At 40.4% G+C, this 22,014-nt stretch carries 25 protein-coding genes and 1 rRNA gene; 1 reads left to right on the top strand and 25 read right to left on the bottom strand.

What is annotated here, in order from left to right; translation table 11 throughout:
- Positions 1-9 precede the first annotated feature (9 nt).
- From glmU to metG, 13 genes are all read right to left on the bottom strand, one after another.
- Positions 10-1,383 carry a bifunctional UDP-N-acetylglucosamine diphosphorylase/glucosamine-1-phosphate N-acetyltransferase GlmU gene (gene glmU / locus ACWF5P_RS25065; protein WP_101225909.1) on the bottom strand — a complete coding sequence of 458 codons (1,374 nt, stop codon included), beginning with the start codon at positions 1,381-1,383 and terminating at the stop codon, positions 10-12.
- Positions 1,384-2,020: 637 nt separating this feature from the next.
- Positions 2,021-2,317, bottom strand: coding sequence for a septation regulator SpoVG (spoVG, locus tag ACWF5P_RS25060; RefSeq protein ID WP_034316332.1), 297 nt, complete (start codon positions 2,315-2,317; stop codon positions 2,021-2,023).
- A gap of 192 nt (positions 2,318-2,509) precedes the next feature.
- Complete coding sequence (locus ACWF5P_RS25055; RefSeq protein WP_202190662.1) at positions 2,510-2,887, bottom strand: RidA family protein; 378 nt, start codon at positions 2,885-2,887, stop codon at positions 2,510-2,512.
- 10 nt (positions 2,888-2,897) lie between these two features.
- The gene (gene purR / locus ACWF5P_RS25050; protein ID WP_101225907.1) at positions 2,898-3,722 is read right to left on the bottom strand and encodes a pur operon repressor; all 825 of its coding nucleotides are present in this window, start codon (positions 3,720-3,722) and stop codon (positions 2,898-2,900) included.
- 61 nt (positions 3,723-3,783) lie between these two features.
- Positions 3,784-4,653, bottom strand: a complete 870-nt coding sequence (ispE, locus tag ACWF5P_RS25045; RefSeq protein WP_101225906.1) for a 4-(cytidine 5'-diphospho)-2-C-methyl-D-erythritol kinase — start codon at positions 4,651-4,653, stop codon at positions 3,784-3,786.
- 322 nt (positions 4,654-4,975) lie between these two features.
- The gene (locus tag ACWF5P_RS25040; RefSeq protein WP_101225905.1) at positions 4,976-5,152 is read right to left on the bottom strand and encodes a small, acid-soluble spore protein, alpha/beta type; all 177 of its coding nucleotides are present in this window, start codon (positions 5,150-5,152) and stop codon (positions 4,976-4,978) included.
- A 151-nt stretch (positions 5,153-5,303) separates the two neighbouring features.
- On the bottom strand, positions 5,304-5,555 hold the full coding sequence (veg, locus tag ACWF5P_RS25035; protein WP_061440325.1) for a biofilm formation stimulator Veg: 252 nt from the start codon (positions 5,553-5,555) through the stop codon (positions 5,304-5,306).
- 313 nt (positions 5,556-5,868) lie between these two features.
- Positions 5,869-6,747, bottom strand: a complete 879-nt coding sequence (gene yabG, locus ACWF5P_RS25030) for a sporulation peptidase YabG (protein ID WP_101225904.1) — start codon at positions 6,745-6,747, stop codon at positions 5,869-5,871.
- Positions 6,748-6,949: 202 nt separating this feature from the next.
- A complete protein-coding gene (rsmA, locus tag ACWF5P_RS25025) occupies positions 6,950-7,828 on the bottom strand; it encodes a 16S rRNA (adenine(1518)-N(6)/adenine(1519)-N(6))-dimethyltransferase RsmA (protein ID WP_434168241.1) in 879 nt (292 codons plus the stop codon).
- Complete coding sequence (gene rnmV, locus ACWF5P_RS25020) at positions 7,821-8,384, bottom strand: ribonuclease M5 (protein WP_137019647.1); 564 nt, start codon at positions 8,382-8,384, stop codon at positions 7,821-7,823. The genes rsmA and rnmV overlap by 8 nt, the downstream gene beginning before the upstream one ends.
- 252 nt (positions 8,385-8,636) lie before the next feature.
- Positions 8,637-9,791, bottom strand: a complete 1,155-nt coding sequence (locus ACWF5P_RS25015) for a ubiquitin-like domain-containing protein (protein WP_434168240.1) — start codon at positions 9,789-9,791, stop codon at positions 8,637-8,639.
- Between the two features lie 279 nt (positions 9,792-10,070).
- Positions 10,071-10,838: a TatD family hydrolase gene (locus ACWF5P_RS25010; protein ID WP_434168239.1), complete on the bottom strand. Its 768-nt coding sequence runs from the start codon at positions 10,836-10,838 to the stop codon at positions 10,071-10,073.
- Positions 10,839-11,046: 208 nt separating this feature from the next.
- A complete protein-coding gene (gene metG / locus ACWF5P_RS25005; RefSeq protein WP_101225899.1) occupies positions 11,047-13,008 on the bottom strand; it encodes a methionine--tRNA ligase in 1,962 nt (653 codons plus the stop codon).
- 609 nt (positions 13,009-13,617) lie between these two features.
- On the opposite strand from metG, the gene ACWF5P_RS25000 reads away from it, so the two are divergent.
- On the top strand, positions 13,618-13,902 hold the full coding sequence (locus tag ACWF5P_RS25000; RefSeq protein WP_048689982.1) for an AbrB/MazE/SpoVT family DNA-binding domain-containing protein: 285 nt from the start codon (positions 13,618-13,620) through the stop codon (positions 13,900-13,902).
- Positions 13,903-13,949: 47 nt separating this feature from the next.
- Here the strand turns inward: ACWF5P_RS25000 and rsmI are convergent, their stop codons facing one another.
- From rsmI to rrf, 12 genes are all read right to left on the bottom strand, one after another.
- A complete protein-coding gene (gene rsmI, locus ACWF5P_RS24995) occupies positions 13,950-14,834 on the bottom strand; it encodes a 16S rRNA (cytidine(1402)-2'-O)-methyltransferase (protein ID WP_101225898.1) in 885 nt (294 codons plus the stop codon).
- A 1-nt stretch (position 14,835) separates the two neighbouring features.
- The gene (locus ACWF5P_RS24990) at positions 14,836-15,096 is read right to left on the bottom strand and encodes a GIY-YIG nuclease family protein (protein ID WP_101225897.1); all 261 of its coding nucleotides are present in this window, start codon (positions 15,094-15,096) and stop codon (positions 14,836-14,838) included.
- Positions 15,083-15,826 carry a tRNA1(Val) (adenine(37)-N6)-methyltransferase gene (locus ACWF5P_RS24985; RefSeq protein ID WP_101225896.1) on the bottom strand — a complete coding sequence of 248 codons (744 nt, stop codon included), beginning with the start codon at positions 15,824-15,826 and terminating at the stop codon, positions 15,083-15,085. The genes ACWF5P_RS24990 and ACWF5P_RS24985 overlap by 14 nt, the downstream gene beginning before the upstream one ends.
- Before the next feature lie 178 nt (positions 15,827-16,004).
- Entirely contained in the window at positions 16,005-16,343 is a 339-nt protein-coding gene (gene yabA / locus ACWF5P_RS24980) for a DNA replication initiation control protein YabA (protein ID WP_397315131.1), read from the bottom strand.
- Positions 16,344-16,393: 50 nt separating this feature from the next.
- A complete protein-coding gene (locus ACWF5P_RS24975; protein ID WP_101225894.1) occupies positions 16,394-17,224 on the bottom strand; it encodes a PSP1 domain-containing protein in 831 nt (276 codons plus the stop codon).
- Between the two features lies 1 nt (position 17,225).
- Positions 17,226-18,224, bottom strand: coding sequence for a DNA polymerase III subunit delta' (gene holB / locus ACWF5P_RS24970; protein WP_101225933.1), 999 nt, complete (start codon positions 18,222-18,224; stop codon positions 17,226-17,228).
- Between the two features lie 14 nt (positions 18,225-18,238).
- On the bottom strand, positions 18,239-18,679 hold the full coding sequence (locus ACWF5P_RS24965; RefSeq protein ID WP_350300832.1) for a YaaR family protein: 441 nt from the start codon (positions 18,677-18,679) through the stop codon (positions 18,239-18,241).
- 24 nt (positions 18,680-18,703) lie between these two features.
- Positions 18,704-19,033, bottom strand: coding sequence for a cyclic-di-AMP receptor (locus ACWF5P_RS24960; protein ID WP_034316369.1), 330 nt, complete (start codon positions 19,031-19,033; stop codon positions 18,704-18,706).
- Between the two features lie 101 nt (positions 19,034-19,134).
- A complete protein-coding gene (gene tmk / locus ACWF5P_RS24955) occupies positions 19,135-19,776 on the bottom strand; it encodes a dTMP kinase (protein WP_230178754.1) in 642 nt (213 codons plus the stop codon).
- Between the two features lie 39 nt (positions 19,777-19,815).
- Positions 19,816-21,270 (bottom strand): aminotransferase class I/II-fold pyridoxal phosphate-dependent enzyme, encoded by a 1,455-nt coding sequence (locus tag ACWF5P_RS24950; protein ID WP_452445421.1) that lies wholly within the window; start codon positions 21,268-21,270, stop codon positions 19,816-19,818.
- A 225-nt stretch (positions 21,271-21,495) separates the two neighbouring features.
- Positions 21,496-21,714, bottom strand: coding sequence for a sigma factor G inhibitor Gin (locus tag ACWF5P_RS24945; protein WP_101225890.1), 219 nt, complete (start codon positions 21,712-21,714; stop codon positions 21,496-21,498).
- 210 nt (positions 21,715-21,924) lie between these two features.
- Positions 21,925-22,014: ribosomal RNA gene (gene rrf / locus ACWF5P_RS24940) — 5S ribosomal RNA — on the bottom strand; the annotation flags it as partial.

Genomic DNA, 22,014 nt, shown 5'->3' with positions numbered 1-22,014 from the left:
CTCCGTCGGTTATTTATTAAATTTCAAATTCTTTACATAATCTTCTTTGTTAACTTGACGAGCCCGGGCAACGGATAGGGCATCCTGCGGTACATCTTGCGTGATGGTTGACCCAGCAGCTACATATGCTCCTTCTCCTACCGTTACAGGTGCAACCAGATTAGAATTGCAGCCTATGAAAACATTATCTTCAATCTTCGTCAAATATTTATTTTTCCCGTCGTAATTCACGGTAATAGATCCGCAGCCTATATTAACATTCTCCCCAACCTCTGCATCACCAATATAACTCAAATGCGATACCTTGCTTCCTTTGCCAAAAACGGTCTTTTTAATTTCGACAAAATTACCGATCTTAACGGAATCCTTAATATCTGATTGAGGTCTAACATGTGCGAATGGACCGATTTTCACAAAACTTCCAATACTGCTTTCATGTACAACCGATTGGAGGACTTCCGTTCCATCACCAATTTCACAATTACTGATTTCCGTATTCGGGCCAATTAAGCAATCCTGCCCGATAATACTTTTTCCTTTAATGAATGACCCAGGGTTAATGACTGTATCCTGCCCGATTTGTACATCCGCTTCAATGAACGTAGTAAGCGGATCGATAATCGTTACACCATTCCTCATATGCTTTTCATTGATGCGTTTTCTTAAAACCTGCTCAGCCTGTGATAAAGCCACACGGTCATTCACACCCAATGTTTCCTCGAAATCACTGGATTGGAAGGCCGTCACCACTTCGCCTTCCTGTTTTAAGATTTCAATAACATCCGGTAAGTAATATTCTCCCTGGACATTTTCATTTGAAACTTTTTTCAGCGCGTTAAACAATGCTTGATTGTCGAAGCAATATGTACCGGTATTTATTTCCTTAACATATCTTTCTTCATCAGAGGCATCCTTATGCTCTACGATTTTTTCTACAAGTCCGCCTTCACCGCGAAGGACCCTTCCATAGCCAGCAGGGTTATCTGCATATGCTGTTAAGATTGTTGCTTTCGCCTGACTTTGCTCATGCAATGCTATAAGCTCTTTCATCGTTTCCGCTTTAATCAGAGGCGTATCACCGCAAATAACAAGGGTCGTACCACTTTTTACGGATAAAACGCTTTCCGCTTGCATTACAGCATGTGCCGTACCTAATTGCTGTTCTTGTAAGGCATACTTGCATGAATCACCAAGTTGTTCTTGAACTTTTTCAGCTCCATGGCCGATGACTGTTACAATTTCTTCTATTTGAAGTTGATTGACTTGATCGATAACATGTTGTACCATTGGTTTCCCGCAAACAGGGTGCAAAACCTTATAAAGCTTAGATTTCATCCTAGTACCTTGCCCAGCGGCCAATATTATTGCATAGCGATTACTCATAACAGGCCTCCATTTTCACCTTTTTATCCACTAAAAATATTATCTCAAATAGTGATTCTTTTCAAGGTAACAATTAAAAGTACATATAATTGTCAACCGATCAGGTGAAAAAAGTTCGATTTTCGATAAGGTTTTAAATGTTATTATTGGACCTTGGAGAATTATTTTACATCATGGTCGATGTCATTTTCATTAACAGCATAATACAGAAACAATGTCCCCTTCCTTTTATAACACCAGCCAACCCCATTATCCCAAAACACTATCATGGTGCGCCATACCCTATGTACAAGCCATTTGGGCATACTTCACCCTTTGTTAACTCCCATTCCGAAATCAGGTTACCAATTCATTTCATCTTCAGCCAGATGGCTAGATTAAGTGGCATCCCTTTAATTCCACTTACAGGAATTTCAATATCTGGGTGGACAAAAAAGGTTTAAAAATTAAAAAGGACGGGTACTTAAACTTTTGAAGATAACAACGTAGGTTTATAAATTCTTTAGAGTAAATATCTGCATGATGAGCGGACAAGTTCTAAACTTATCCGATTTTGAATAAATAAAAAAGAGCACTACTTATGAAGTAGGCTCTAGATGCACGAATTATAATTTTAAAGTTTAAAAGTAATGTTATTTTAAGAAGCACCTGCTCCAGCTTCCTCTAATTCAGTTTCAAGTTCTCCCAATCGATGATATTCTGTCAAGACAGCTTCTTGAATTTTCCCGCGTGTCGAGGAATTGATTGGATGAGCGATATCCCGGAATTCTCCATCTGGAGTTCGTTTACTTGGCATTGCTACAAATAAACCATTGTTTCCGTCGATCACACGAATATCATGAACCACAAATTCATTATCCAGTGTAATTGATGCGATAGCTCTCATACGACCGTCCGTATTCACACGGCGTAATCTTACGTCAGTTACTTCCATTTAAGCTCACCATCCCTTTTTGTTGTTGTTAAAACTTAAAGTACATATTCAACAAAAAAACGTGAACTCCTTCTATTATCTGTAATTTTTTTAGAAAATTCAGCCTAGTTTTTTGAAATACTAAAAATCACCCTTATATTAAAGGAAAATTACCCATTACGAATTGCCTTTAAAAAATAAAAAAACGCCCGTTTATTTAACGAGCGCTACTACTTCTATTTCCACTAGTGCGTCTTTCGGAAGCCGAGCAACCTCTACACAAGAGCGAGCAGGTTTGTGAGCAGAAAAATATTCTCCGTATACTTCATTAATCGAGCCGAAATCGTCCATACTTTTAATGAATACTGTAGCCTTAATGACAGTTTCCAATGAAGCCCCAGCTTCTTTCAATACAGCTTGGAGATTCTTAAAGACCTGGTGTGTTTGTTCCTTGACATCCCCTGTCACCATCTCACCAGAAGCAGTAAGTGGGATCTGTCCTGAACTGAAAAATAACTTATCCACGATCACGCCTTGTGAATATGGTCCGATCGCTGCCGGTGCTTCATCCGTATGTATCGTTTTCATGATATGATTCCCCCTATTCCTTTTTCGTAAAATAATTCCCTCGGCTGACATTGATTTTCTTGTCTCTTTCAACTACCTGCGTCAACTTGATTAATGAAACATAGTCCTCGACAAGACACTCCTCCGTATGTTCGGATTCGACCAGCACCGCAATTCCGGCAACTGTTGCCTTGAATTCATCCAATAGACTGACCATACCGTTGATGGTACCCCCAGCCTTCATGAAATCGTCTACAATTAATACATTCGAACCCTCAACCAAGCTTCTCTTAGAGAGTACCATAGTCTGAATCCTCTTTGAAGAGCCAGAAACATAATTGATGCTCACTGTAGAACCTTCCGTTACTTTATTATTCCTTCTTACAATGACAACTGGAACATTCAAATAATTTGCCACGGCGTATGCTAATGATATCCCTTTGGTTGCCATTGTCATGATGACTGAGACATTTTTCTTGGCATACATTGAGGCGATTATCCTTCCAACCTTATTCACGGTTTGCGGATGTCCTAATATGTCTGTCATATATAGATAACCGCCAGGAAGCAACCTTTCGGGACTAGCAATCGTATCGCATAATCCGTCAATGAAGGCATTGGCTTCTTCTTCCTTGATGGAAACAATATATTTCACTCCACCGGCCGCACCTGGAACGGTTGTTAAAGATCCTATCCCCCGTTGTTCAAAGGTATCTTTGATGATCGTCAAATCTTCACTGATAGAGGATTTTGCCGAACTATACCTTTCAGCAAAATAAGTCAGCGAAACAAGTTCCCCCGGATGTTCTAATAAATAATTGGTCATATCGACTAGCCTCTCGCTGCGACGAAATTTCATTGAGACACCCCCTTTGTGAATTCCGAATATTATATAGCAACTATACCACTAATGTACGTTTCTATTCAAGATTGTTTCGATCACCCAGTAAACGGACTGCATAGACTTGATCACAAAATCCGCGAAGTCCATTATAAATTCTTTGCATGCGCGAATCATGTTCCACCAAACCAAAAACGGTCGGACCACTTCCGCTCATCAAGACCGAATCTGCTCCAAATGTCTTCATTTGATCTTTAATGTTCGCAACCTCTGGGTATAACTGCAATGTCACCTGTTCCAGAACATTGCCCAACCCCTCGCATACATCGTGATAATTGTTTTCCATAATAGCCGTAATCATTCCAGGTACATCCGGATGCTCCATTTTTGAAGTTTGGAGCCTTTTATATATATCCGCTGTCGAAACGCCAATCGTCGGTTTGGCCAAGATGACCCAGCATTTTGGCGGTGCAGGAAGATGCGTGATTTTTTCCCCGCGCCCTCTGGCCAATGCCGTACCTCCGTATACACAAAATGACACATCGGAGCCAATTTCAGCTCCTATTTCCGCAAGTTCATCCATGGAAAGACCTAGCTTCCACAGTCTATTTAAGCCCCTCAATGTAGCTGCGGCATCACTGCTTCCACCAGCAAGCCCTGCGGCTACAGGTATATTTTTCTCTATAGTTATAGAAACACCTTTATTGATTCCAAAACGTTCCTTTAGAATAAATGCGGCTTGATAAGCTAAATTCCGATGATCATCCGGAACAAATCGATTATGGGATAGAATTTGGATATGATTCCCCTTTATTTCCTTTAGTTCAATTCTATCGGCAAGGTCGACTGTCGTCATGATCATTTCCACCTCATGATACCCATCAGGCCGTTTGAAAAGCACATCCAAAGCCAAATTAATCTTAGCCGGGGCTTTTTCCATAAGCTTCAATATGTCCACCTACTTTAACGTTCTTAAAAGTTCTTGTCCTATTCTATCATATTTGTTTATATTCTAAAGGTTTTTTCATCGTAATTTCAATGTAATGAAGCTAAGATTGGCCTTTAGAGGGGAATAGACACATGTAGGCACATGGGAGAGCAGCCACTTCCTGAATCCCAAAAGACTTGCTACATATCCAAATAGCAATTACCGATACATAAAAAAACCAGACTCCTTAACTACAATGTAAGCAAAAATGAATAGAGCTATACATCGTATAAGAAGTCTGGCTACTTTCAACATGACGGCATGATACAATTAAGTGTTTATCTTACTCCTTGTTCACCAATTGACGTTGTGCTTTTTCGATAGCAAGTTTTACCATGTTACCTGCGTCCCTGGCCCGGATTCCTCCCCAGCCTTCTTTCTGGACAACATCGTAAAATCCAAGTTCTTTAGCCAATTCCTCTTTAAGACCATTTGACATAATCCCTTTTTTCCTGCTCAAGCGAAGCAACCCCTTTCACATGCCGTCACATGCCTAGTGTTTGCATCATAAGCTATTTCATTACATCCTTTTTAAGCCTTTATTGGGGCTCACAGGATATTTTATACAAAACAAAAAGCAGCAAACATAGTTGTTCGCTGCCTCGTCTAAGTTAAATCTCTTGTTGTTTGTTTAAAAATGTTAGTTCTACGGTTTCCGTTAAAACATCCGCATAGCTGTAAGATACTCTTTCAAACGCATTTTCATCTTGGTCGAGCTCAATTACAAAAACAGCCGGATAAGTTTCCGCCAAAGTTCCAAATCGTTCTACAGTCTTTCTTCTTCCACCGTTTGCTTTTAAGAGCAATCTTTTACCTAGGTTTGAATCAAGTGCAGTTTTAATATCAGCTAGAGTTTTTGGCATTTTCGGTCCACCTCACTAAGTTAAGTATATCACAATTTACAAATATACGCAAACAAAATAATAAATTATATCAGCACTTAAAAATGTAGTCAATATATTTTTATCTGAAATCCGGCAAAATCGCGAACAATTTTATTATATCCTGGGAAATGAAAAATTATGTAAACGAACTATTTCATTAATTATTAAACCGAATTTTCGTAGTTAAATCATTACTTAGTGACATTACCAAACAAAAAAACCGTTTTTTTGTGAGGATATCCGAATTCTTCCCCACCAAAAGCAAGCTGCATTCTTTTAAAATGCAGCTCGTTCATTCTTCCTGAAATGGCTTGAAAGGCAACCCGGTCCGTAACACCCCTTTAGTCTCAATTCCCCCCAACCCCTTCTCTCCCGTTAATGTATTCCGAAGGACATCCCAAACATGAATATGATCGGAAAAAGGTGTAAAGCTTATCTTTCCGACGATATATACCGGATCAAGAGCATGTATATTAACACGGGAGGGAGAACTTGCAAAATTAGCCCCCGCTTGGATTAATGATTCAAAATGCGATTGACAAGCCCCGGCAAATATAATCAGTTGGTCTAAATGGGAAACCCTCCTTCGTGCTTCTCTAACTGTCTGTACAAAATCCTTTGAGTGACGGTAGGCATTGATATCGGACATCGGTCCTTTTGATTTTGAATAGGCATCATGACCGGTGACAACAAGAATGTCCGGCCGATAATGGTCCAACAACCCCCCGATTCTTTGGGGCATTTCCTTTTCATTGCAATAGATGCCATTGACAGGAATACTGAATTTCTGATATAGTTCCATGCATTTCCTTAAGTAAGACGCATCCCCATCAACATGGAGGACCCTCCCTGGTATCTGAAAATATTCACCGCTATACCGATAGCCATTACTCGATTGATAGCCATTTTTTTGTTGTTGCAGCTCTAGATCTTGTGTTAATAATCGGTAAGATTGTTCCTGAAGTACCTCATTCGATTTTTGTCGATCATTTCTTTCATTATCATTAATGATCATTAAATCTTGAAAAGGTGCATCTGCAATCAGTCGGATATCTTCCCCATAAAGAATAGCTTCACGCCTTCCGTCAATATCACGGATATCGATTACCCGGAACAACACGTCGCATTTATAAGAAACCCGACCGACAATATCGTTTATTTGAATATTCATGGCCTCACCCCATGAGAAGACTTATTTTCAGCCCGCCCTAGTTTATTTTCATTCTTAAGTTATGCGAACCATTCTTGAATGGTGAAAGGTTGGGATTGATTACATTTTTGGGTACGGTTCCATCATGGTATGCCAATATCAAAATAAAAAAAGCCGGAAGCTGGGAGTGACCCCATTCCGACTTTAATCTTTCACATTATCTTTATTTGAAATTCGGCAATAACGCATCACTTAAGCGGCCAAATTCTTTGATGCTCAGTGTTTCTCCTCGTCTGGAAGGTTCAACTTCTGCGGCTTCGAGAGCGGCAAGTATGAGCTCTTTTTTCGACTTACCATCCGGCAGCTGACTGATTAGGTTATTTAATATCGTTTTCCGGCGCTGTGCAAAGCTCGCCCGGGTCACAGTGAAGAAGAAATCCTCATCCAGGACCTCAACGATTGGCTTATCGCGCAAGGTAAGGCGGATTACGGCTGAATCAACATTAGGCTGAGGCATGAATACCGTTTTGGGTACGATCATCACTGTTTCGGCTTCGGTATAATATTGAATCGCAATGGATAAAGAACCATATTCCTTTGTCCCAGGTTTTGCGGCAATTCGATCAGCCACTTCCTTTTGCAGCATGCACACGATGCCCCTAATGGGCAGGTCCTCGGACAATAGCTTTAAAATGATCGGCGTCGTGACATAGTATGGCAGATTTGCAACAACCATCAGGTCCGAGAAGCCAGCGAACTCCTCCTCGATTACCTTCTTGACATCTGCCTTGAGAACATCCCCGTGAATGATGTTTACATTGTTATAGGGAGACAGTGTATCCGATAAGATGGGCAGTAGACGCTGATCAATCTCAAAGGCCGCAACCTTTTTGCTGCTTTTCGCTAGTTGTTCCGTCAATGCCCCGATTCCCGGCCCAATTTCGATGGCGCCGCTTTCCTCTGTCAAATTGGCATGTTCGACAATACGTTTCAAGATATTCGTATCGATTAAAAAGTTTTGTCCTAAGCTCTTTTTAAAGGAGAATCCGTATTTCTTTAATATTTCTTTCGTTCTGACAGGGGTTGCAATATCCTTATTCATTATTTTCCTCCTGAATTATCTGTACCATCGCTTTCTCAAAAGCATCAGTTGATATTTGGAACATTTTTAGTCTCTTATATAACTGTTTACCATTGGTAAACCCGATTTTTAAAATAGATCCAAGTTTTTCCCTTCGTTCCTTGGCACCGGACCCGCCGATTAAACCTGCATCTATTAAATCCTGCTGTGAAATCTCTTCTGAAGCCTCTTCATCCATTAACTGGGCATCCTTTAAAGCATTACGAATCGCCTCAGGAGAAGCATGTTCCACACCAATTCCTCTACCTGACTTAGGAAGGGCTTCCTCCTTCGTTAAAAAGGCGTGTTTACACCCTTTTACTTGTTCTGAAATGATGTTCCTTATTTTTTGACCAGGAAAATCAGGGTCCGTGAAAATGATGGCTCCACGCGTCTTTTGTGCAAGCCTCACCTGCTCGATACAGGACTCATTCACCGCGGAACCATTGGTTTCTATTGTATCAGCATTAACAGCCCTTTTTATCGCTACCGTATCGTCTTTTCCTTCTACAACAATAATCTCTTTAATCTTCTTCATGGTTTCCTCCATACAGAAAAGCGCAAGCGCTTTGATTAGCTCTTGGATAAACGTAACCGGTCCCCCGTAAAATTTTTCTGGATAGAGAATCCAGTCAAGATCATTTATGAAAGTTTACACACATAAATTGAAATCTTATGGAATAGTGAGACGTCTATCTTATTAAAACAGTTTTACATAGGGTTTTTCAACAAGTGGAAAATAAAACGCAAAAAACAGGAGACGAATTCATCTCCTGCGAGAGAAACCTTATTAGTCCAATACACGAACCTTTACTCTCTTTACACCCCAACGATAGGCATCATTTTTCGAGGAAAAGAAGACATCAATCCTATTTCCCTTTATTGCTCCGCCTTTGTCAGCAGCTACAGCATAGCCGTATCCATCTACATATACTTTCGACCCCAAAGGAATCACGCTTGGATCGACAGCAATGATCTTTGCACCCGGATTACTCTTAAGATCTACGCCTGTAGACGTGACACCGGAACAGCCCTTACAACTGGCAGTATAAGCTGTTGATGATACGTATATTTCTTTTCCACTTGAAGAACTAACGTTAGTTACTCCGCGTGATGCCTGGGCAACTGTCGTTCGAGTTCCGACCGTTACAACTTTATCCTGCTTTTTATTAACTACTCTTTCTGAAAGTAATTCTCTTTTGACCTCTTTGCCATTTTCCTTAACAACTTCATATTTCTTGGAAATGAGTCCGTCTTTTCCTTCTTTGACAATTTTCTCTTTCCCTTTTGATAAAGAGTCATCTTTTTTTGTTATGACAGCAAAGTCAACTGGTTCTTCCACTACATCGGTGACTTTTTCAATTCGAACTACGTTTACCGTATTCTCAGCTTCAACTTTTTCGGTTAATTCTGGCTCAACTCGATCCAAATCATTGAGTTTTACTCCTTGTTGCTTTAAAAAGTCAGCGACAGTAGTCGAAGTTGACCATACCTGCTTTTCGTTTCCACCTACCACTAATTTCAGTGAAAAGGCTTTGTCTATGGCAACTTCCATATTCGCTTTCAGCTTCGTATTTTTTGAAGGGGTGATCTTATCCTGTTCCTTCACACTAAGATCTTGATCTTTTAAAAGATCATCTACCGTTTCGGCAGTGGACCAGACTTCCTCCGTCTTACCATCCTGTACCATGACGATTTTTTGTGCAGGCTTCCAAACCACCTCTAAATCATCATCAACCTTCGTGGCTCTTGATGGATGGACATAGTCTGCGGCTTGAACGGTAATCTCTAAATCTTCCAACATATCATTTACAGTAGCCGCGTGTGTACGCACTACCTCTTTTTTTCCGTCTAACATGATTGTTACTGTATCCTTTGTACCTTGATATATTAGTATTCCCAATGCTGTAGAAACAAGAATAGCACTGCAAATGGCAATTGCCATTCTCTTCTTCCCAAAAGGTTTGGGAATAAGGTTTTTCATAGTTTTTAATAGAATGAAAAACTCCTCCTTCCTCCCGGTGATTATATAGACTTAGTTATCAAGCTGTCAACCCATTCACTTCTCATTCAGGAAATTACTACCTATTATGCATATTCCATATTGAAAAGGAAAGGGCGACTTCTCGACATAATAAGCCTATAGATGGAGCGAGATTTGTAGAAACTTTAAAATAATACGATTTTAGCTAGCGAACCCCAAGAGATATTGTAAAATAAAATGTCAGTTAATGCCGAATAATTTCTTGGCATTTTCTGTTGTCACCTGGGAAACTTCCTCGATTGTAAGTTGTTTGATTTGTGCAATTTGTTCAGCAACAAGCTTCACATACGAAGGTTCATTACGCTTCCCCCTATAAGGATGGGGAGCCAAATATGGACAATCGGTCTCTATCAGTAAACGGTCTAAAGGTACGGCCGCTGCCACTTCCTTTGGTTTTTTTGCATTCTTGAAGGTCACAGGGCCACCCAATGAAATATAAAAATTCATATTAATGCATTCCAAAGCCGTTTCCGCACTTCCGCTAAAGCAATGCATGATGCCTCCAACCCTTGATGCCTCTTCTTCCTTGAGTATGTTCACGATATCCGCGGTCGCTTCCCGATTATGGATGATAATGGGCAGCCCAACCTTTTTTGCCAGACGGATTTGCTTCCTGAATACCTCCATTTGAACATCTTTCGGTGATTTATCCCAATGATAATCCAGGCCCATCTCACCAATGGCCACAACCTTTGGATGGTTGGATAATTCCTCGATCCATTGTAAGTCCTCTTCTGTCATATCTATAGCATCGACAGGATGCCAGCCGATTGCGGCATACATGAAATCATAAGCTTCTATCAATTCCATTGCCCTTATAATAGTAGGCCGGTCAAAACCAACGACAACCATATTATTGACTCCTGCTTCCTTAGCTCTTTCTATTACTTCTTCGAGATCCTCGTTGAATTGTTCCGCATTAACATGTACATGTGTATCAAATAACATTATTTTTCTTCCTTTCTACCACTATTTTATAAAAAAATGAAAGTTTTATGTTTCACATTTAGGTAACAAACAGATTACAAAGGACCTTATATGCCCAACTAATAATCCAGCACTAAAAACAAAACCTGTATAAAAGTACTTTTTCCAAAAGCATAAAGAAAAAAACATAAAAATGTTTCATATGAAACACCTTTATGTTTTCATCGGTTTATTTCACCTTTGAACCATTTGGAATCGATGAATCTATTGTAGCGACTGAGAGTACACCATCTTGGCTTCCCGCCAAAATCATTCCTTGCGATAGCTCGCCACGAAGTTTAACAGGTTTCAAATTCGTTACGCATATCACCTTTTTGCCCACTAAATCTTCGGGTTTATAATGCTGTGCAATGCCTGAAACGACTTGCCGTTTCTCATAGCCCAAATCAAGCTGAAGTTTAAGAAGCTTATCCGCCTTCTTTACTGGTTCAACTTCCATGACCTGAGCAACACGAAGCTCCACTTTTGTAAAGTCATCAATAGTGATTTCATCAACCTCGGGAATCTCCACTTCCACTTTTTCCTCGGCCTTAGGTGCATCGCCCTGCATTTGTTCTTTAATATATAAAACTTCCTCTTCCATATCCAAACGAGGGAAGATCGGATCTCCCTTCAAAACTTTTGTTTCAGCAGGAATTTGACCGAACTCCGCTAAACTGTCCCAGGATTTCAACACATCATCTTTGATGCTAAGCTGAGCAAAGATTTTTTCCGGTGTTTGCGTCAAGAACGGTTTCAAAAGGATTGCCGTCCTGCGTAATGATTCCGCCAAATGAACCATGACACTAGCAAGGTCCGCTTTCCTTGATTCATCTTTAGCAAGAGTCCATGGCTGGGTTTCATCGATGAATTTGTTAGTTCTGCTCACTAATTGCCAAATGGATGTTAGTGCAACTGAAAATTCCATGTTTTCCATTGCTTCCTCATACTTGCCTACCGTTTCTTGGTTCATTTCAAGCAAAGCCTTTTCGAATTCACCATTGGATCCATCGTAATTTGGAATTACACCATCAAAATACTTATTGACCATTGCAACTGTTCGGTTTAATAAATTCCCTAAATCATTTGCCAGGTCAAAATTGATCCGTTCAACAAACCCTTCCGGTGTAAATACTCCATCGGAACCAAATGGAACTTCACGCAATAAATAGTAGCGTAAAGAATCCAAACCGTAACGATCAATCAATGTAACGGGATCCACTACATTTCCTTTTGATTTGGACATTTTACCATCTTTCATGAGAAGCCATCCGTGGGCAAAGACTTTCTTTGGAAGCGGCACATCAAGAGCCATTAACATGATCGGCCAATAGATCGTATGGAAACGCACAATTTCCTTTCCGACCAGATGTACATCGGCCGGCCAATAATTCAAGTATTTAGAATCATTATCCGTTCCGTACCCTAATGCCGTTATATAATTGGTCAAAGCATCTATCCAGACATAAATAACATGCTTTGGATCTCCCGGCACCTTGATGCCCCAATCGAAAGTAGTACGTGAAACGGCCAGATCTTCCAATCCAGGCTTGATGAAGTTATTGATCATTTCATTTTTGCGGGATTCCGGTTGAATGAAATCCGGATTTTCCTCATAAAACTCCAGTAACCGATCCGCATATTTACTCATCTTAAAGAAGTAAGATTCCTCTTTCACCTTCTCAACAGGCCTGCCGCAATCAGGACAGTTTCCATTGCTTTCTTCCACCTGACGTTCCGTGAAGAAAGATTCGCAAGGTGTACAATATAGCCCTTCATATTGGTCCAAATATATATCACCCTGGTCCAATAGCCTTTTGAATATCTTGGCTACAACCTCTTTATGGCGATCTTCCGTCGTCCTGATGAAATCATCATATGAAATATCAAGCTTTTCCCAGAGCTCTTTAATCCCTGATACGATATTATCTACATATTGCTGTGGAGTGATTCCTTCCTCAGCCGCTTTACGCTGGATTTTTTGACCATGTTCATCAGTGCCTGTTAAATACATGACATCGAAGCCACGCATCCTTTTATAACGAGCCATGGCATCCCCTGCAACTGTCGTATACGCGTGCCCTATATGTAAATTACCACTCGGATAATATATGGGTGTCGTGATATAGAATGTTTTTAATTTATCTTGCACTACGTTCCCTCCTCATCTTTTGAAAAACCGGCTAAAGGATTGACCCAAGCCATAAGAATATATTTAAGTTATTATCTCTATTTTAACGCTATATGCGACAATAATCACTAATCTAATCATCGTGTTAATAGAATTAAAAAATTATATTTAAAAATAAGTGATCTGGACGTGACTACCCTTATGACAGCATTACCTCTTACCTCAACAAAATATACCTAAATTTCTTTTTTTGTGCAACAACTCACATATTCGTAAAGTTTTTCAGAAAATTATCCTTAATTCAGAACTTTTGTTTTGAAACTAAATTATATTAAACATATAATGATGAAGTATGTTTTATATGCACACTTTGTCGAAATCTGGTGAAGTGAGGGGTTCCTTGTAGTCTAGCTATTTCTTTACTTTTAAAGGCATAACCGATTTTTTCTCTTTAAAAGCCTTTTTGTTACACGAAATGAGCCATGCTATTTCTTACAAAAAAATGAAAATAAATCATTGACGAATTTGGGAATGGCTGGTATTATAAATTTATAAAAAAATTTGTCGAATAATGGCGAAAAAAATAGAAAATAGGGTACTAGATTGTAACTGAGAGGAGAAATTATAAAAATGAAATCTACAGGTATTGTTCGTAAAGTTGATGAGTTAGGCCGGGTGGTTATTCCAATCGAACTTCGTCGTACATTGGGTATCGCTGAGAAAGACGCTCTTGAAATCTATGTTGATGATGAGCGCATCATCTTGAAAAAATACAAACCAAACATGACTTGCCAAGTTACAGGTGAAGTTTCCGATAACAACCTTACACTTGCTAATGGTAAATTGATCCTTAGCCGTGAAGGTGCAGAATTACTTATTCAAGAAATTCAACAAAACTTCACTGCTTCTAAATAAATGATATAAAAAAAACTTCCGACCTTCGGAAGTTTTTTTTATGTTTATTATTCTTGTATATCAATATGATACGCTTGATATACATCCCGTTTTTGCATATTGCGATCTTTTGCGACCTGCTTGATTGCGTCCTTTGAAGTGAATTGCTTGGTTTCCATATAATGATTAACATGACCGACGATGTCAAGGACCATCCACCAAGCTTCTTCAGGTTCCTCCTCCGACCATTGCCCTCCTTCTATTATTAAACAGAACTCTCCGCGAATTTCGGATTCCGTCGCCCATGTCAATGCTTCACTCACAGTCCCTCGAATGAACTCTTCAAATTTCTTGGTCAATTCACGGCATAATACTATACGACGGTCACCTAAAATTTCATGCATATGTTTCAATGTATCTTTCAATCGATGTGGCGATTCATAAACAATCCAAGTCGATTCCAATTTTTTTAATTTTTCCAGCTCCTGCTTTTTTTCTTTTGCTCCCCGCTGTAGAAAGCCATAAAAGTAAAAGGGCTGCGGGATCAGTCCAGATGCGATCAATGCAGTTAATGCAGCATTTGCCCCAGGCAACGGGATGACTTTAAACTGTTCGGCAATGGCTTCTTTGACCAGTTCATATCCCGGATCGGATATCGTCGGCAAGCCCGCATCACTTACCAATGCAATGACCTCTCCAGACCGAAGCCTCTCAAGCATCTGCTTTCCGCTATATTCCTTATTATGTTCATGGTAACTGACGATAGGTGTCGAAATTTCAAAGTAGTTGCATAATTTCTTTGTATTTCGCGTGTCCTCAGCAGCAATGACATCCGCTTCCTTTAAGATTCTTAAAGCCCGGAAACTCATATCCTCAAGGTTTCCTATCGGTGTAGGAACCAGATATAGAGCTGGCTCCAATCCTTCTTTTTCAAAACTCTTTTGCTGCCACATATCATGTATCCTCCTTTGCCATCCACTTTTGCTTTTGTTTTCTGGTTAATTGCTTGAATTTATATTCAGCCTGCATGGCCAATGTCTGTGTTTCGAATATTTCATGATAAATCAGTTCAACCGGGGTCCGGCCACGTGTATACTTTGCACCCCTGCCTTGATTATGAGCATCAATCCTGCGGTCCAAATTATTGGTATACCCAGCATAATAGCTTCCGTCCCTGCATTTTAAAACATAAAAATAATGCTTATTCCTCTCCATATAAAATCCTTCTGATTTCCGGATTATACTCATTTTGATCATTATATACAACAAGCGGAGGAAGAATCTTCAAATCAGGGTTGCCGTCCTTTATCCCTTCAATAAGAATCGTATTCGCTTCTTTTGAACTCTTTGGATAAACGAACTGCAGTCGCTTCGGTTCAATTCTGTACATCCTCATGAAATGGAGGATATCCATCAGACGGCCAGGTCTATGAACGAATGCCGCTTTCCCACCTTGACGCAACAACTGACTTGAAACACGCATGACGTCCTCTAGATTACACATTAATTCATGTCGGGCAATTGCAAAATGCTCATTTTTGTTAATTTCCTCGATAGATGGCGTCGGGAAATAGGGTGGATTGCAAGTAACTACATCATATTTGCTATACCCTATCTGTTTTGGTATTTCCTTTATATCCCCATGAATCATCTCGATCTGCGAGGATACGCCATTATAGTCCATGCTCCTCTGGGCCATATCATATAACCGCTCTTGAATTTCAACACCGGTAATTTGCCCTTTCGTTCTTGTACTCAGCAGCAAAGGTATGACCCCATTCCCTGAGCAAAGATCTACGATTTTCCCTTTTTGGATCGGTACATTTACGAACCTTGATAATAAAACGGCATCTAATGAAAAAGAGAACACCGACGGGCTCTGGATGATCCTTAATTTCTCAGCCAATAGATAATCCAGGCGCTCATCTCCTTTAAGTTCCACCATTGCTGTTACCCTCCTAATCATGTATGGAAAAAGCATGTATAGGGTACATGCTTCGACATAACTATCGTACAAAAAGGGGCCTGACTCATAGTATGCGTCAGACCCCGAATCACTATATATTGTAAACGGTCTATCTATCACGTAAAAGAGATGGAACATCTTTTATATTATTCCATTATCACTTCTTGTTTAAAAAAGATAAACAGAACAAGCAATCTCCTTCTTTTCTTAAACTGCCAAAATGCAGATTGCAAATGTGAAAGCCTTCTTGATAGATACGGGCTAAATTATCATAGCCTTCCCCGATATCCATAACCTTGTCCGCACTTGCAGTACGGTTTTTCACTTTTTGTTTGACCTTTACTGCAGCAGGAGCAGTTTCGACTTCCACAAGGCCCAACCGATGGCGCAAATGCTCGTTCTCCAGCTTGATCGACTGATTTTCCTCAAGGATTTCAGCTAAGTTCTGCTTCAATTCTCCAAGCTGCTTATATAATTGGCCTATCTGGGTTTCCATATTGGTCACCGACTCAAAAATATCTTTCTTATCCACGCTCTCCCACCACCTTAATAATCTGTGGCTTGAATAGAAACGGCTCCCTCTTTAAGAATCTCATCTAGAGTATACTCTAATACTCTTTCTTGCTCGATTAGTTCAATCTGAAGTACGCGTTCTAGAATATTAAGCCCCACTACCTTGCCTTTGCCACCAGGCGTATTAATCATTTCACCTAAATCAGGAAGCATTTCCTTCGCACTTTCATACTCATCATTTTCATATTTCAGACAGCACATCAATCGACCGCATAAACCTGAGATTTTTGTAGGATTTAATGATAAATTCTGATCCTTCGCCATTTTGATGGAAACCGGTTCAAAATCCCCAAGAAATGTGGAGCAACAAAGCATTCTGCCACAAGGTCCGATGCCACCAAGCATCTTTGCCTCATCCCTAACCCCAATTTGGCGCAGTTCTATGCGAGTTCTGAATATGGCAGCTAAATCTTTGACTAAATCACGGAAATCCACGCGACCATCCGCTGTAAAATAAAACACGACTTTATTTCTGTCGAAAGTATATGACACATCAACCAGCTTCATATCCAGTTTATGCTCCACAACCTTTTGACAACATATAGAGTAAGCCTCTTCTGCAGCCGCCTTGTTCTCGTCTACAATCAGCTTATCTTTTGCATCAGCGACCCTAAGTACTTTTTTCAATGGCAGGACAACATCGTTTTCATCTACTTGTTTACGGGCTGTAACGACTCTACCGAATTCAACACCGCGGACAGTCTCCACTATTACAAAATCGTCCTTAGGAATAGTGAATTCACCCGGATCGAAGTAGTATATTTTGCCCGCCTTTTTAAAACGGACACCTACAACATCATACAAATCATGATCCCTCCTGCAAATTCAGCACAAGCTGTTCCATCAACAGCTGTGGATTCGTGTTGGACATCAGCTTCCTTTTTGCTTCCAAAATGCAACCCATATGTTCAGCAAGGCGTCTTGGGGAAAGATGAAGAGCGTGAGTTTCAAATTCCTTCAGTTTATTTTGGAATACAACGAAGTCCTTTTTGTCCAACTGAATGTATAATAAATCCTTATATATAAGAAGTAACAAATCAAGACCTCTGTCAACCTGTTCTCTTTCTTTAAAGTGTGTGGACCAATCCGTCTGAAGGTACAGCAATGCCTTCAAGGAATTGATTTTTAACACTTCATATAATTTTACCACTATTTTTTGAGCTTGTACAAACCATTCATCATGGCTAAGCTCGATTCCAGCTTCCAGATTCTGTGTTATGTGTGCGATGACCGAGGCCAGCTGTGGTTCTAACTCCTGTTCTATCAGCTTCCGTCTCACATTCTCCGGAGATAATGGTTTGAATGAAATCACTTGGCACCTAGATAATATAGTCGGTAGAATCCTCTGAAGCTGTTCGGTCATCAATATTGCTACAGTATCAGCCGAAGGTTCTTCTAAAAATTTCAATAGACTGTTGGCTGCCCCCACCGACATTTTGTCCGCATCGGCAATCATATAAACCTTTCGATCTGCCTCTACGCTTTTTTTCGAAAACTCTTCCTGCAGCCCCTTGATTTGTTCTTTCTTTATTGAGAGACCGTCTTTTTCTATCAAATGGACATCAGGATGATTCCCACTTGAAATCCGTTTGCAATTCCGACAAAGTTCGCATGGCTCATAACCTGCTGTCGGGGCTTCACATAGTAAGCTTTTGGCAAAGGCAATGCTTATCTCTTGCTTACCTGTCCCTTTTTCCCCTTCAAATAAATACGCATGAGCCACCCTGTTCTTCGTTATGCTATTTTGCAGCATCGTCATTACCTGCGGCTGAATTTCACTCATGTCCTGCCATGTTTTATCCAAAACCATCAACTCACTTAAGTATATAAATTAATCAGCAAACCTTTAATCTCGCCAATCATTTCCAATATTTCAAGCGAGCTTTTCTCTTTATTAAGAATTTCCTCGCTTAACTCAACTAATCTTGCATCTATCGTTTCCACGGTTTTCAACGGCCGGCTTTGTCCATATTCGTTCCAGCTCGTAGATTGTTTCAGTTCCAGTCCATATTCAACCGCTTCTTTAACAAACCGTTTCACCAATGCTTTATATTTTGCCAATTCCCTAAAAGTACGTGACCTTACTAAACGCTGACCCGCACCTTCAATATCGCCTATCAAACGGTTTAATGTTTGGATTTGCATCTTTTGATCCTGTGTCTGAACCATTTGTTGAAATCTTCCATTCCCAGTTTGGAACTGTTTGGCATCCTGACGCGATTTATCAAGCTTAATAGGGATATCATGGTTGATTTTCATAATGAACCTCCCTGTAACTAACCGTTAAAATTGTAAAAAGTTTTCAACCGGCAGAACAAAAATGGTCGCACCGCCTACTTGAATCTCCACTGGGTAAGGTACATAGGACTCGGCATTCCCGCCCATCGGTGAAACCGGTGATACTAATTGGGATCGTGACTGACAATTCTGTTTGATTATCTGAATGGCTTGGTCAACGCGTTCATCCTCTGTGCCAATCATAAAAGTCGTATTACCTGATTTTAAAAACCCGCCAGTGCTGGCTAGCTTGGTCGTTCCGAAATTATTTTCCACTAATTGATTCAGCAGGCGATGACTATCCTTGTCTTGAACGACAGCAATGATCATTTTCATTCTCATCATCCTCCGGTTACTCTGAATTTTTACTAACTCCATTATATCAACTAGTCCTTGCCTGGAATAGTATTGGTTGAATAATATGGAAACCTATATATTCAGTTTCCCGTTTTTGCTAAAAAATCCAACAAGCTGGCTTTCGTTTCTTCAAGTACTTCATCTATTGTCCGGCCTGCATCCACGATGATGAAACGGTCTTTCCATCTATTTATAATGAATTGATAACCCTCACAAACTTTTTTATGGAAGTCGAGGGCTTCAAGATCCAGCCGGTTCACTTCCCTTTCCCCATTGGACTGGATACGTCTTAATCCCTCTTCTGGGTCGATATCAAAAAAGAGCGTGGCATCTGGCATCATATCTCCAATTGCGAATTTATTGATATTGTAAACTTCTTCTATATCCAAACCCCTTGCATGGCCCTGATAGGCTAACGAGCTGTCTATAAATCTGTCACAGAGGACAATTCCCCCTCGTTCCAATTCAGGAATGACCACTTCCACTAAATGCTGACGCCTTGCTGCTGCGTATAATAAAGCCTCTGTTCTCGCGTCCATGGCTGTATTATCTTTATTAAGGATCACTTCCCTAATTTGTTCCGAAATGGGTACTCCACCTGGCTCACGCGTTAATAGTACTTGGTAGCCTTCTTGTTGCAGAGCCTTGCCAAGCATTTGGGTAATTGTTGTTTTCCCGGCACCCTCAGGCCCTTCCATTGTTATAAAAATACCACGTTTCATCGATGTACCTCCAAGGTTCTTTGTTTGTAGTATAACATTTTAACCAGTCTGCCCGCTTTCATAAACGATCAATTCTCCGTTTGAAAGGGAGGAACCGCCATGAAACCTTGATCCCAGTTCTAGCAGGCTTCTCAAAGTGGATATATGTTCAGGAGTAATCATTTCCCCGGACATAATCAAAGGGATCCCTGGTGGATAAGGAATGACCATCTCGGCAGATACCTCACCCACTGCTTTGTGTAATGCGACAGGTTTTGATTTACTATGTTTCATGACGGAGTATGGCATTTCAAGTCCTATCATTGACCTTCGTTCAGGCAAGCTTTCCCCAAGATTCTCTTCCTTGAATCCAATTCTGCCTTCAGTGGCACTTTTTATAGTTTGAACGATTTCATGAAAAGGAAATTCAGCATCCATTTTTAATAAGGGTAAAATCAGTAATAAATTATCACGATCAGCCAATTCCGTAAAAATGCCTTCGGCTTCACATAGCTGCTGTAACTCAAACCCGCTTAAACCATTTGTTGATTGAATGACCACTTTCAACGGGTCCGCCGCGATGCCTAGTGGCGCCTCCAGCACCCTTACTGTATCCAGGGCACCTAATTCGCTTCTGAAATCTAATATCTTTTCAATAAGGGAACTTTTATCTTCTGATGTAAAAGCGGCTAAGTAGGCCCTGGCCAAGTCGAGCGATCCCATAATTGGGTAAGATGGACTGCTCGACTGAAGCATTTGTAAATAGAAGGCTACTTGATCGACATCAACTAAGGATGAATTCACATGAAGAAATGACCCCATCGTCATGGCCGGAAGTGTTTTATGCGCAGAATGGACAACGGCATCTGCCCCTGCCAATATGGCCGGCTTTGGAAACGGGCTTCCTAACTGAAAATGAGCGCCATGTGCCTCGTCCACCAGCACCGGAATCCCCTTTTGATGTGCGAGTCTTACCATTTCCGTCAAGTCTTCACCAAGACCATAATAATTAGGATAGGTAACAATGATCGCTTTTACATCTGGATGTACACTCAAGGCTTCTTCAATTAATTTTGAACTTACACCGCCAGCAATGCCCCATTTCTCATAATAAACCGGTTGTAAAAAGATCGGTTGTACATTCGCTAACATCAAGCCATGTAAAATTGATTTATGGCAGTTTCTTTGGACAAGGACCTTATCGCCTTCCCTGCAGGTAGCAAGAATCATGGCAATGTTGCCTACGGTTGACCCATTAACGAGAAAACAACTCCGCTTTACCCCATATAGGTCAGCGAGTAGTTGCTCGGACTTTAAAATGGCGCCCTCTGGAGCATGCAGGTCATCTAAACCACTTAACTCCGTGGCATCAATACCAAGCAGGGAGTTATATAAAGCTTGGCCCTTTTTACTAAACACCCATCCATTTTTATGTCCTGGGACATGCAGGGATATTGGGCTTTTTTTTTGAAATGCACTCATTGCATCGAACAATGGTGTCTGAGATTGATTCATTTTTCTCTTCCCTCACGTCATAGTATTTTTTCATTTTATCAAATAAGTTCAATTTTATCTCATATTACGACAATAGGAAGGCGATTATGTATCCCCGAACAGTCTGGTTGCAGCTTGAAGCGTGTTGGCAAGCATTCTTCTAAAGTACCAAAAAAAGAATCAGAGACTAAAGAAACACACCATTTCTTTTTTCTCTGACTCTTTAACTTTCCACAAACTATTTTTTCATGATAATATTTCAGGATTAGTGATTTTTCTTAATTTCTTTAAGTAATATTGGTACTTGGGGTCGTTCGTATCCGTCCCGATCATATCCCTTTCGCATTCCTCGCAAATAAAAGTCGTATATAGATGTATACCCATCCCTTTTATTTCTTCACAAACCGCGCATGTTTCCCCTGCCGTTGTTTTGGTTGTTGTTGTCCCCAACATCTCCACCTCCATACCTGCATTCTCCCCAAAAACCATTGTTCGCATACATTAATTTAAATAGTTTAAGAGAACCGGGGATGCTTTTTACAATGTATGATGAAGAATTTCATTACGTGTATGTCTTTATAAAAGTTTCCATAATTGATAATCCCTTTATATCCAATGATTTTTCTTAGCATTATGCAAAAAAAAGACCAGCCGGATGGCTGATCTTTTGAAATGGCTTGGCGGCGTCCTACTCTCACAGGGGGAAACCCCCAACTACCATCGGCGCTGAAGAGCTTAACTGCCGTGTTCGGAATGGGAACGGGT

Source organism: Peribacillus sp. NPDC055009, from assembly GCF_053608705.1.
This window is presented reverse-complemented; position numbering and strand designations above follow the sequence as displayed.

Bases quoted from the DNA above. Each gene is read 5' to 3' on its own strand.
- glmU (WP_101225909.1), bottom strand. From the start codon at position 1,383: ATGAGTAATCGCTATGCAATAATATTGGCCGCTGGGCAAGGTACTAGG.
- spoVG (WP_034316332.1), bottom strand. From the start codon at position 2,317: ATGGAAGTAACTGACGTAAGATTACGCCGTGTGAATACGGACGGTCGT.
- purR (WP_101225907.1), bottom strand. From the start codon at position 3,722: ATGAAATTTCGTCGCAGCGAGAGGCTAGTCGATATGACCAATTATTTA.
- veg (WP_061440325.1), bottom strand. From the start codon at position 5,555: ATGCCAAAAACTCTAGCTGATATTAAAACTGCACTTGATTCAAACCTA.
- yabG (WP_101225904.1), bottom strand. From the start codon at position 6,747: ATGAATATTCAAATAAACGATATTGTCGGTCGGGTTTCTTATAAATGC.
- rsmA (WP_434168241.1), bottom strand. From the start codon at position 7,828: ATGAATAAGGATATTGCAACCCCTGTCAGAACGAAAGAAATATTAAAG.
- rnmV (WP_137019647.1), bottom strand. From the start codon at position 8,384: ATGAAGAAGATTAAAGAGATTATTGTTGTAGAAGGAAAAGACGATACG.
- ACWF5P_RS25015 (WP_434168240.1), bottom strand. From the start codon at position 9,791: ATGGCAATTGCCATTTGCAGTGCTATTCTTGTTTCTACAGCATTGGGA.
- ACWF5P_RS25010 (WP_434168239.1), bottom strand. From the start codon at position 10,838: ATGTTATTTGATACACATGTACATGTTAATGCGGAACAATTCAACGAG.
- ACWF5P_RS25000 (WP_048689982.1), top strand. From the start codon at position 13,618: ATGAAATCTACAGGTATTGTTCGTAAAGTTGATGAGTTAGGCCGGGTG.
- rsmI (WP_101225898.1), bottom strand. From the start codon at position 14,834: ATGTGGCAGCAAAAGAGTTTTGAAAAAGAAGGATTGGAGCCAGCTCTA.
- ACWF5P_RS24990 (WP_101225897.1), bottom strand. From the start codon at position 15,096: ATGGAGAGGAATAAGCATTATTTTTATGTTTTAAAATGCAGGGACGGA.
- ACWF5P_RS24985 (WP_101225896.1), bottom strand. From the start codon at position 15,826: ATGGTGGAACTTAAAGGAGATGAGCGCCTGGATTATCTATTGGCTGAG.
- yabA (WP_397315131.1), bottom strand. From the start codon at position 16,343: ATGGAAACCCAGATAGGCCAATTATATAAGCAGCTTGGAGAATTGAAG.
- ACWF5P_RS24965 (WP_350300832.1), bottom strand. From the start codon at position 18,679: ATGAAAATCAACCATGATATCCCTATTAAGCTTGATAAATCGCGTCAG.
- ACWF5P_RS24960 (WP_034316369.1), bottom strand. From the start codon at position 19,033: ATGAAAATGATCATTGCTGTCGTTCAAGACAAGGATAGTCATCGCCTG.
- tmk (WP_230178754.1), bottom strand. From the start codon at position 19,776: ATGAAACGTGGTATTTTTATAACAATGGAAGGGCCTGAGGGTGCCGGG.
- ACWF5P_RS24950 (WP_452445421.1), bottom strand. From the start codon at position 21,270: ATGAATCAATCTCAGACACCATTGTTCGATGCAATGAGTGCATTTCAA.
- ACWF5P_RS24945 (WP_101225890.1), bottom strand. From the start codon at position 21,714: ATGGAGGTGGAGATGTTGGGGACAACAACAACCAAAACAACGGCAGGG.